Raw genomic sequence first — 9,380 nt, forward strand, 5'->3', positions numbered from 1 at the left:
CCCCGAGAGACGCCGCCGTGCGACTGATTCAACGGGCCATTCTGTGGGAACTTCTGCGGGTGTTCGGCTTCCTGCTGGCGGTGCTGACCGTCCTGCTGGTGTTCGTGGGAGTGGTGCAGCAGGCCAGCGAACAAGGATTGGGCGCGGAGCAGATCGCTCAGATTCTGCCGTACATCGTCCCGTCGCTGATGCCGTTCACGATCCCTGCGACGCTGCTGCTGAGCGTGTGCATCGTCTACGGGCGGATGGGGGGCGATCAGGAAATTATCGCCGCGAAGGCCGCGGGGGCGCACGTGTTCACGCTGCTCTCCCCGGCGTTCCTGCTGGCCGCGGTGTTGAGCGTCTCCAGCTTCGTGCTGACCGACCGGGTGATTCCCTGGGCGATGCACAACATCCAGGTGATCGTCTCCGATGCGATGGAGGATCTGTTCCTCGATTTTCTCCGCACCACGAACCGGTTCAAAGACTCGGAGAAGGGGTTGATGATCACGGCCCGTCGAGTCGAGGGGAAAACGCTGATCGGCCCGCAGTTCCGCTACGCCCCGCCGGGCCGCAGTCCCGTCACGGTGACCGCCGAACGGGCGACGGTTCAATTCGACCTGGAAAAGGGCCTGATTCTCGTCGAGATGCATAACGGATTGCTGCAATCCTCCGGAAAGGTGCACGGGTGGTTCGAGCATGAGGTGCGGTCGTTCCCGCTCGGCGATCAGAATGAGGATACGAAGCCCCGCCACCTGTCGACGACCGACCTGTTCGAGCAGTTGGAACGGCTCAAGGAAAACCGAGCCGCCCTCGAGCGGCATGCAGCGGCCGTCGCGGCCCTCGATTTGATACTGGGGGAACTGCCGAGGCCGGATCGCTTGGCGCCGGAGCCGCCCCCGCCGGTCAAGTTGAAGATCCTCGAGTACAAGGTCGAGGCTGAGATTTATTCCCGCCCGGCGATGTCCGCGAGTTGCCTGTTCTTCGCCCTGATCGGGGGGACGTTCAGCATCAAGATGGGCCGCAGCAGTTTCCTGACCACCTTCATGATCTGCTTCGTCCCGATCCTGTTGGTGTATTACCCGATCACGTTGGGCATGATGAACCTCGCCAAGCACGGCGACGCCGATCCGCGGTGGTGCGTCTGGGTCGGCAACGTGCTGATCGGTCTGTGGGGCGCGATCACGCTGCGGCAGGTTTCGCGGTTCTAGAATCGACGGCCGCGAGCACCGAATTCGGGGGCGGCCGGACGGCCGGCGGCGGAACGGGGGTGGGGCGATGGGGTTCGTCCCGTTGACGGCGCCCGGGTCGGCGGTCAGCATCGGCGGCCAATCCCACCAACCCTTCCCACCGCTCCGACTCGCCGATGCGCTTCCCCCCCCTGCCCGGCTCTCGTCGCCTGCTGACCGCCGTTCTCCTCTCGGTTTGCAGCGTCGGCCTGCTCGTCCCGACGGCCTCCGCCCAGGCTGACCTCGACGCGCAACTCGAAGCGCTCAACGCGCGCGAGCAGGCGATGGAAGAGAAGGTCGTCGCTCTGCGGACGGAGTATCAGGCGGCGGACGAAGCCCGCCAGAAGGAGATCCAGGCGGAAGGCACGGCCCTGTTCGAACAATTCAGAACCGACGTCTTGAAGGCCCGGGCCGCCCTGATGGCCGGGGCGTCCGCCGCCCCGCAGCTCAGCGAACCCGTCGGGGCGTGGGCGGCGAGCAACGCCTTCGCGGAGAACGACTACGCGGCCGCGGAGATGTATTCCAAGAAGCTGCTGGCGACCGCTCCGGAGAACCAGGTCGGCCTGAATCTGCTGCCGGCCTCGCAGTTCGCTCAGCAGAAGTTCACCGAAGCGAAGGCGAACTTCGCGAAAGCTCAGGCCGCCGGCGTGCTGGCCCGCGACTTCGCCAGCTACGCCCAGGCCGCCCCGCAATACGAGCAGTATTGGGCCGAAGAGCAGGCGACCCGCCAGATGCAGGCGTCGATGAATCTGCCGAAGGTCGTGTTTAAGACGAACAAGGGCGACATCGTCCTGGAGCTGTTCGAGGAAGAGGCCCCCAACGCCGTGGCGAACATGATCTCGCTGGTCGAAAGCGGCTTCTATGACGGCGTGAAGTTCCACCGCGTGATCCCGAACTTCATGGCTCAGGGCGGCGATCCGAACTCCAAGAACGACGATCCCTCCGACGACGGACGCGGCGGTCCCGGCTACGCGATCGACAGCGAATTTGACGCCCCCAACGCTCGCAAGCACTTCCGCGGCACCCTCTCCGCGGCCAACAGCGGGCCGAACACCGCCGGCAGCCAGTTCTTCCTCACCCACCTCCCGACTCCGCACCTCAACGGCGCCCACACCGTCTACGGTCGGGTCATCGAGGGGCAGAAGATCGTCGACGAACTGGTGATCGGCGACGAGATCCAAGACGCCGAGGTGGTCTCGAAGCGGAACCACCCGTACGAGCCGAAGAAAAACGCGAACGGCTGAGCGTCGCGTTCACCGTCGAGATGATCCGGAGCGTCCCGCCTCTTCAGTGGAGGCGGGACGCTGTCGTTTGCGCGGTCAGGCTCTTGACGGAGCCGCTCGGCAGCCGACAATGGGAGCGTGTTCGGACTCGAGGGCGAACGTCGTCATCGAGCCCGGGTCACACCGAAACGGGGGCGATCGGAATCGACTGGTTCTTCTCGTGTCGGGGTGGCGTGCCGAGGTTGATCGGTTGGCCTCGTAAAAAGCCGATCACAACGATAACTGCCAAACCGCAGTTCTCCCTCGCGGCCTAGTAACCCTAGACCGTGCCGACTGAAGGGGCCACGTCGGAGGCGCCTGACTGTCGGTCACAATTCCGACTGGCCTGATCACAGCGTCCGCTACTGATCAGGCGAGACCCGTGGTGGACTGGCGTCGAACCGGTTTTGTCCGATGAACCGGCCGGCGTGAGATCAATCAAAGGACTACGCACGTAGAGGCTTCGGCTCAGCGTTCGCAGGACGGGGGTTCAATTCCCCCCGCCTCCATCCCGTCAGTCACTGCCAAGTGCTGACAATCGCCGCCGCAACCCCCGGCCCCGCCGGGAGTTGCGGCGGTTTTCTTTTCGCCCGTCGTGACAGCCGGCGACGCCCCGCGACCCCCGACGCCGCCCGGAATGCAGCGCATTTGCAGCGCGTCCGGCCCGGCCGGCGTCGGCAGGCAGGCCAAGGCCGCCGCCTGATCGCCGAGACCGATGTGAGCGTACCGCATCGTCATGTTCACGTCCGAGTGCCGGGCGAGCTCCATCGCCTGCGGCAGCCCGACGCCGTTGCGGAGCAGTTCGGTGATGTGCGTGTGCCGGCCCGCGGCGTGGAAGTCCGCGATCCCCTCTTCCGTCCGGTACGGGATGCCCGCCGCGGCGAGGTCCGCCCGCACCATGAACTGCGTCTTCTTCCGGTCCAGCCCCGGGAACAGCTTCCGGCCGGCCGGCAGGCCGGCGAACCAGTCCCGCAAGCGGTCTACTAGTTCCGGGTGCAGCGGGATCACGTCCTCCCGGCGGTGCTTCGAGTCCGCCGCCGCCACCTTGAGCGTCGGCGGGCGGCCCGCGAGGTCGAACGAGGCCGGCGTGAGGCTCGCCAGTTCCTTTTTCCGCAGGCCAGTCATGTAGGCGAGGTAGTAGATCCTGGCCCGCGTCGGCCCGTCGATCCGCTGGACCGACTTCGGGCTGTTCTCCGCCGCCGCCAGCAGCCGGGCGAACTCCTCCGGTTTCAAGGCCCGGCGGGGGTGCCGCACGTCCACCTTGGCGTTGCGGCGGTCCAGGCCCCGGAGCGGGTTCGAGGCCAGCCGCTTCGTCCGCACGCACCAGTTGCAGAAGGTGTCGGCGGCTTGGACGTAGTGGTTGTACGTCCGCGGGCCGAGGTCCTTCTCCGCCGCGTACGCCTTGAGGAACCGCTCGACCGCTTCGGCGTCCAACCCCCGCAGCGTCCCGATCCCCGCCCCGTCCAGCACGACCCGCACGCGGGCGAGCACCTTCTCCCGGTAGTTCGCGGTCCGCTCCGACAGCGACTCCGCGAACGCGGCCAGGGCTTCTTCGACGGGCCGGTCGGCGACCTCCGCCAGCCGCTCGGCGTCCACGTCCACCACGCCGGTCTTGCGCTTGCGGGCGTCCTCTTCCAGTTTCCGGGCCAGTTGCTCGGTCAGCCCCTTGTCGGTGAAGCCCTTCACCGTCTTCCGGCGACCGAGGTGGTCCGTGTACTGGACGCTGTACGGCTCGCCCTTCTTCCGCTTGTTCCGCTTGAAGATCTAGGCCATCGGTCAGGCTTTCTGGTGAGAGAGTTTCGCGGCGGGGCGGACCGGCGGGCAGCCGTCGGCCACCCAGCGGTCGATGTCGCCCCGCCGCCAGCGGGTGCAGCCGCCGAGGCGGACCGGCTCGGGCAGCTTGCCGGCGCTGGCGTGCCGCCAGAGCGTGCGGGTGGAGACGCCCAGCAGGTCGGCCAACTGCCCGACATCGATCAGTACGCTCGCCGGGGTCGCCCCGTCGAGGGTCTGGGGCGGAAAAGGGTCGAGGAGGTCGTGCATCGGGGGGTCCGTCGAGGTCGAGGAGGGCCGGGAGCGGAGAACGACGGGACGGCGGCCGCGGCTCCCGGCGGATCACGGGGCCGCCGTTCAAGGCCCGTCAGCCGCACTCGGCGACGCGGCAGCAGGTCCAGCCGGCGGTCTCGCGGATCGTGAACAACTCCGCCCGCGGCCCCGGGGCGACGGCTTCCAGCAGCTTGCGGACCTTCGCCGGCTTGCCGCCGCCGCGGGGCTTGCCGGCCGTCAGCCAGCTGGCGGCGTTGCGGCCGCTCTCCGGCTCGTCCCCGCGGAAGCCCCACAGCAGCAGGTCGTGGGCCGGCCGCCAAGGGTGCCCGTGGCCGCCGCTCGGGCGGCACCAGGCGAACGTGCCGCCGTACTCGAACCCCCAGGCGTGCAGCATCCCGAGGGCGGCGCACAGGTGCCGGTCCGGCACCCAGATGTGCAGCTGGGCGGTTTCCGCCGCCAGCACGCCGACCGGCAGGGCGGAGAGTTGTCCGACCGTGGGCGCGTCGTCGGCCGGATCGTGCCCGGGCCACGGCGGGTCCACATACAGGCAGCCGAACTTGAGGTCGGCGTCCACCAACTCCGCCAGCGTCTCAACGACGCCGGCGTCCGGCTGATCTTCGTCCGGGACCGGCTTGACGGCTTTACGGCGAGCGGGCTTCGCTAACCGCAGCAGGCCGGCGGTGGTGAGTTCCTCGCCGCGTTTCTTCACTGCGGCGACGTGCGCGTCGAAGTCGCCCGCCGTCACGCGGGCGAGCTTCTGCCACCGGGCCGACTGGTCCTTGCTGACGCCCAGGTCGCCCAGCGTGACGCGGTCGCCGGCGTCGGCTCCGCGGCGGTCACCGCCGTGCAGGGCCATCTTCGTCAGCATCTCGCCGGCCCGCCGCTCCGCCCGCAGGCGGATCTCGGCGGCGGCGTTCTGTTGTTCCAACCCTAAGCCGGCCCGCTCGGCGTAGGTGCGGACGGCTTCGGCCTTGTCGCGGATCTCCTTCACGTCTTCGACGTGCTCCGCGTTCGCCAGGGCCAACTCGACGGCGGCGAGCGGGGCGAGGGCGGTCGTCTCCGGCGGCGGCTCGGGGACGATCAGTTCCGCCGCCCGCGCGGCGGGCGGGGAGAAGTCGGGCGGCGCGTCGGCCGCGTGGGGTGCGGGCTGCTCGCCCTTGCCGAACCAAGTCATGGCGGTCTCCGGTGAGGAAGCGGCGGGAGTCGCCGCGGGAGACAGCACTACACGCGAAGAAATGAGCGGGAGCGAAGAATTGGACCGCTCCGCGGCACGCGCCCGGCTGACGACGAGAGACGAAGACCCCCGAAAACGCAGGCGGGGCGAGCCGCACGGGGCGTGACACCCCGCGCGACCCGCCCCCGACGCGGAAACGGTCGTTTCACCCCTTCCTCCGCTACTTCCCGACCTCCGCCCGCACCCGGTCGAGGTACAGATCCATGCCGTGGTCCCGCACGAAGCGGCTGTTCCCGCCGACCGGAACCCGTCCGTCCGGCAGGGCCTCCGCCGAGGCGTCAGCGGCCCGCAGATCCGCTTGCAGCGTGCGGAACTCCGCATCGGAGAGCGGCGGCGGTTCGGAAACCGCGTCCGACGGCTCGCCCCGGGTGGAGTAAGGGTCGCCGACAGCGAACGGCCGCGGGTAGGTTCGCTTGATAGCGCCGCCGGTGAACCAGACGAGCGATCCGGCGTGCGTGAAGTGCGGCGGAACCCGCGGCACGAGGTCCGACTCGTTCATGAATCGCACGAACTTTCGGTCCAGTTCCCGGTCCAGGTGTTCCGCGAGGTCCGCCCGCCCCACCATCGGCTGACCGAACGTCACCACCCCGTCCAGTTCGTAACCTTCGTCCAGCAGGTCGAGGGCGCAGACGACGGCGAGCGCGCCGCCGAGGCTGTGCCCCGTGATCCAGAGATGGCGGGGTTCGGCGATTCTCACCGCGCGCCGTACGTCGTCCCCCACCGCCCGATAAGTCCGATCGAAGCCGCGGTGCATGTCGCCGTGGGACGTGGTGACGGTGCGGGCGTCAAGGTTGACGAGCCAGTCGTAGCGGTCGTCGGTGCCGCGGAAGGCTACCACCGTCACGTCCCCCGAAGTGAGGACGGCCCCGGCCGTGGACTCGAACGAGAACCGATCGACCACGTCGAAGCCGAGGTCGTCCAGCGCGTCCGCCGCCGAGTCGGGCGATGCATAGATCGCCCCGCTGACCTCCGCCAGCACGCCGGCCGCCGGCCAGTGCGGCGGGTCGTGAGCGTCCCAGTCCAGCCGCAGCCGAGCGGCCGGACCCGCCGGGACCGGCGCCGGCGGCACGAGGGGTTCGCCGTCCCGCTGGTCCTCCGCGTCGGGCGCGCAGCCCGACGGCGCGAGGGGCAGGAGAAAGCACGCCGCGGACGCGGCGATCAGTCGGCGGGAGAGCGTACTGGGGATTCTCATGGATAAACTCTATGGGTCGGCGGCGTATGAGTGAACTGTCGTTCATTCGGCGGACACGCCCGGCCCGGCCGGGGTTCCCGTCGTCGCCGAGGAGCGAGCGCATCGCCTGCGGCGATCCGATCTTCCGGCCCCGCCGCGCGGGGCCGGGGTGCGGACGCCGGGTTCCGGGTCGTCCGCCGGCCGTCGCACGCCGGCTCACCGGCCGCCAGGTCCGTTCCGCTGCGCTGCACTCTCCACCTGGCCCCCGGCTCACCGCCGTGCCGTCCACGGCCGGCTCGCGCTCCGTCCGGGGCCGCACGAGACTTTTCTGCAACGTACCGCCCCCGGCGTGCCGCCGGGATCGATCCCCGTCTTCCGCCCCCGCTGGCGCGGGGCCGGGGCTGCGCGGCGGCGGCCGGTCCCCGGCCGCGTACCGCGGGGGGACGTGCGCGGGGTCTGACACGCCGCTCCCCCGGCCGCCAGGTCCGTTCGCTGCGCTCCCTCTCCACCTGGCCCCCGGGCTCGACGCCGTGTCGTTCGGCGGGCTTTGCGGCTTCGCCGGGCGACGACGTTCCCCGCCGCGGTCGCGGGCCTTGCGGCCCGCGGGAGGTTGTCTGTTTTTCCCCTTCTGACCGGCTGCGAAAGGGTTCGCAAGCAGCCGGTCAGAAGGAGAAAAACATGCCTTCGGCGGTTGCGATTGAATAAACCGGGGCGAACGGCCCCACAACGGAGAAACGACGATGTACGCAACACGAAGAAATGACCGCAGAGACGACCGCCCGGTGGGCGACTACCGGGACCGGGACTGGTCGATCCGGGGGAGCCGCCGGGCGAACGACAACCCTCGCCGTGACGAGAACGCCCCGCTGGACGAGCGGACCTACGGGAACGTCTGGACGCGGGTGTGGGAGAACCGCGACCCGCGGGGCCGACGTTACCTCACGTTCAGCCAGCACCGCGTCTACGAACAGGACGGCCGGAGCGGCATCACGAAGAGCTTCCGCGGGCCGGACGCGGAGGACGTGATTCGCGGGGCGCAGTGGGCGATTTCGGCGATGGCCGAGGACGCGCCGGCGGACGACCGGCCGCGAGGCCGCGGGGACCGTCGCCGAGACGACGACGGACGCGAGGAGCGGCGGACGCCGCAGGTCCGGCGGCTGTCGGAGAGCCGGGGGCCGAGACGATGAGGCGGGCGACGACGAAACCGGCGGCGGACTTCCTGCTGGGCCGGGTCGGGGCCACGCCCGGCGTGCTGGACGCGGTCTCGCTCGGGGGGCTGCGAACGCTGCTCCGCCGGCACGCGGCCGGCGACTGGGGCGACTGTACGCCGGAGGACGCGACCGCGAACGATGAGGCTCTGCTGAACGGCTCCCGGTTGTTGTCGGTCTACGAGACCGCCGGCGGCACGGTCTGGCTGATCACTGAGGCGGACCGCTCCGCCACCACCGCGCTGCTGCCGTCGGAGTACTGACGGCCACAGCGCGAACCCGCCCGCGGCCTGACGCCGCGGGCTTTATTGACGAACGAAACGGAGAACGAGACATGAAACGAGAACAAAACGAGAACGTGATTGAGGCGGAGCAAATCGACTGGTGGGACGTGGAGGATTCGCCGGAGGGGCCGGCCGGGTTCCGCCTGGGACGGGTCGGCGTCGCGGCCGGTTTGGTGGCCGAGGTCGGCCCGGAGGCGGTGACCGAGGCCCTGGCCCGCCACTGGGCCGGCGACTGGGGCGACGTGACTCGCGGGGAGGCCTGCCGGAACCGCCAGGGGTTGCAAACCCGCGGCCGGCTGTCGTCGCGGTACAACCGGCCCGACGGCAGCGCGGTGGGGGTCGTGACGGCGGCGGACCGATCCACAACGGTGTTCCGCCGCGTCGGTCTGCGGCGGATCAGGTACGGCGAGCTTCTGTACGGAAGGAACGGCATCGCCATGCGGTACGGTTCCGTACTCGGCGTGTACGACACCCACCCCGACGCCCCGGCCGACCGGCCGGAGCCCGTCGCAAGGTTCGAGATTCAGACCGGCGAAGCCGGTCCCGTCCGGTTCGTGTTGCAGGGCGAGAGCGAACTATTCGACCTGCGGGAGGCGACGGCCTTCGCAATCGCCCGTCACCGAGGGCGGAAGACGAACTGCGGCTGACGGGCCGCGCACGCACTCAGGCGGGGCGTTCGCCCCGCCCTGGCGGTTGGGGACCGGCGACCGCCCGCAAGCGCACTCCGCTGCGCTCCGTCCCCGTCTTTCGGCGTCGGCGGACCGGTCCGATCTTTATTGCGGCAAGCCCCGGTCCGCCGACGTGTACGGTCTCGCGCGGCCGGGGCCGCGGAGCCGCGTTTCCCGCGGCGGGGTCGATCCCGCCGGTCCTCCCGGACCGCCGGAACCGTCCCCGCCGCTCAAGGGCGTGCTGCACGCACGCCGCCCTGGACGGGCAAGGTCGGGGCCGCCGGGGCGGCCCGCTCCCGCGG

General features: G+C 70.0%; 9 protein-coding genes and 1 other RNA gene. 6 read left to right on the forward strand and 4 right to left on the reverse strand.

Features of this window, described 5'->3' with window-relative positions:
• The 3 genes from LzC2_RS18405 to ssrA all read left to right on the forward strand — a co-directional run.
• Positions 1-1,190, forward strand: a 1,190-nt coding sequence (locus LzC2_RS18405) for an LptF/LptG family permease (protein ID WP_206678788.1), incomplete at its 5' end; no start/stop codon positions are given.
• Positions 1,191-1,345: 155 nt separating this feature from the next.
• Complete coding sequence (locus tag LzC2_RS21910; RefSeq protein WP_206678789.1) at positions 1,346-2,452, forward strand: peptidylprolyl isomerase; 1,107 nt, start codon at positions 1,346-1,348, stop codon at positions 2,450-2,452.
• A gap of 169 nt (positions 2,453-2,621) precedes the next feature.
• Positions 2,622-2,982: a transfer-messenger RNA gene (gene ssrA / locus LzC2_RS18415) on the forward strand.
• On the opposite strand, the gene LzC2_RS22910 is transcribed toward ssrA, so the two are convergent.
• The 4 genes from LzC2_RS22910 to LzC2_RS18435 form a co-directional block, all read right to left on the reverse strand.
• Positions 2,939-4,156, reverse strand: a complete 1,218-nt coding sequence (locus tag LzC2_RS22910) for a tyrosine-type recombinase/integrase (protein ID WP_171189498.1) — start codon at positions 4,154-4,156, stop codon at positions 2,939-2,941. The genes ssrA and LzC2_RS22910 overlap by 44 nt on opposite strands.
• A gap of 90 nt (positions 4,157-4,246) precedes the next feature.
• Positions 4,247-4,510 carry a helix-turn-helix transcriptional regulator gene (locus LzC2_RS18425; protein WP_171189499.1) on the reverse strand — a complete coding sequence of 88 codons (264 nt, stop codon included), beginning with the start codon at positions 4,508-4,510 and terminating at the stop codon, positions 4,247-4,249.
• 97 nt (positions 4,511-4,607) lie between these two features.
• A complete protein-coding gene (locus LzC2_RS18430; protein ID WP_171189500.1) occupies positions 4,608-5,687 on the reverse strand; it encodes an MT-A70 family methyltransferase in 1,080 nt (359 codons plus the stop codon).
• A gap of 220 nt (positions 5,688-5,907) precedes the next feature.
• Positions 5,908-6,939: a lipase family protein gene (locus LzC2_RS18435; protein WP_171189501.1), complete on the reverse strand. Its 1,032-nt coding sequence runs from the start codon at positions 6,937-6,939 to the stop codon at positions 5,908-5,910.
• Positions 6,940-7,658: 719 nt separating this feature from the next.
• On the opposite strand from LzC2_RS18435, the gene LzC2_RS18440 reads away from it, so the two are divergent.
• The 3 genes from LzC2_RS18440 to LzC2_RS18450 all read left to right on the forward strand — a co-directional run bounded on the left by LzC2_RS18440 (position 7,659) and on the right by LzC2_RS18450 (position 9,057).
• Positions 7,659-8,105 carry a hypothetical protein gene (locus LzC2_RS18440; RefSeq protein WP_206678790.1) on the forward strand — a complete coding sequence of 149 codons (447 nt, stop codon included), beginning with the start codon at positions 7,659-7,661 and terminating at the stop codon, positions 8,103-8,105.
• Positions 8,102-8,389, forward strand: coding sequence for a hypothetical protein (locus tag LzC2_RS18445; RefSeq protein ID WP_171189503.1), 288 nt, complete (start codon positions 8,102-8,104; stop codon positions 8,387-8,389). The genes LzC2_RS18440 and LzC2_RS18445 overlap by 4 nt, the downstream gene beginning before the upstream one ends.
• Before the next feature lie 71 nt (positions 8,390-8,460).
• Positions 8,461-9,057 carry a hypothetical protein gene (locus LzC2_RS18450; protein ID WP_171189504.1) on the forward strand — a complete coding sequence of 199 codons (597 nt, stop codon included), beginning with the start codon at positions 8,461-8,463 and terminating at the stop codon, positions 9,055-9,057.
• Positions 9,058-9,380: the final 323 nt, after the last annotated feature.

The organism is Alienimonas chondri, from assembly GCF_013036045.1.
GTDB classification, from domain to species: domain Bacteria; phylum Planctomycetota; class Planctomycetia; order Planctomycetales; family Planctomycetaceae; genus Alienimonas; species Alienimonas chondri.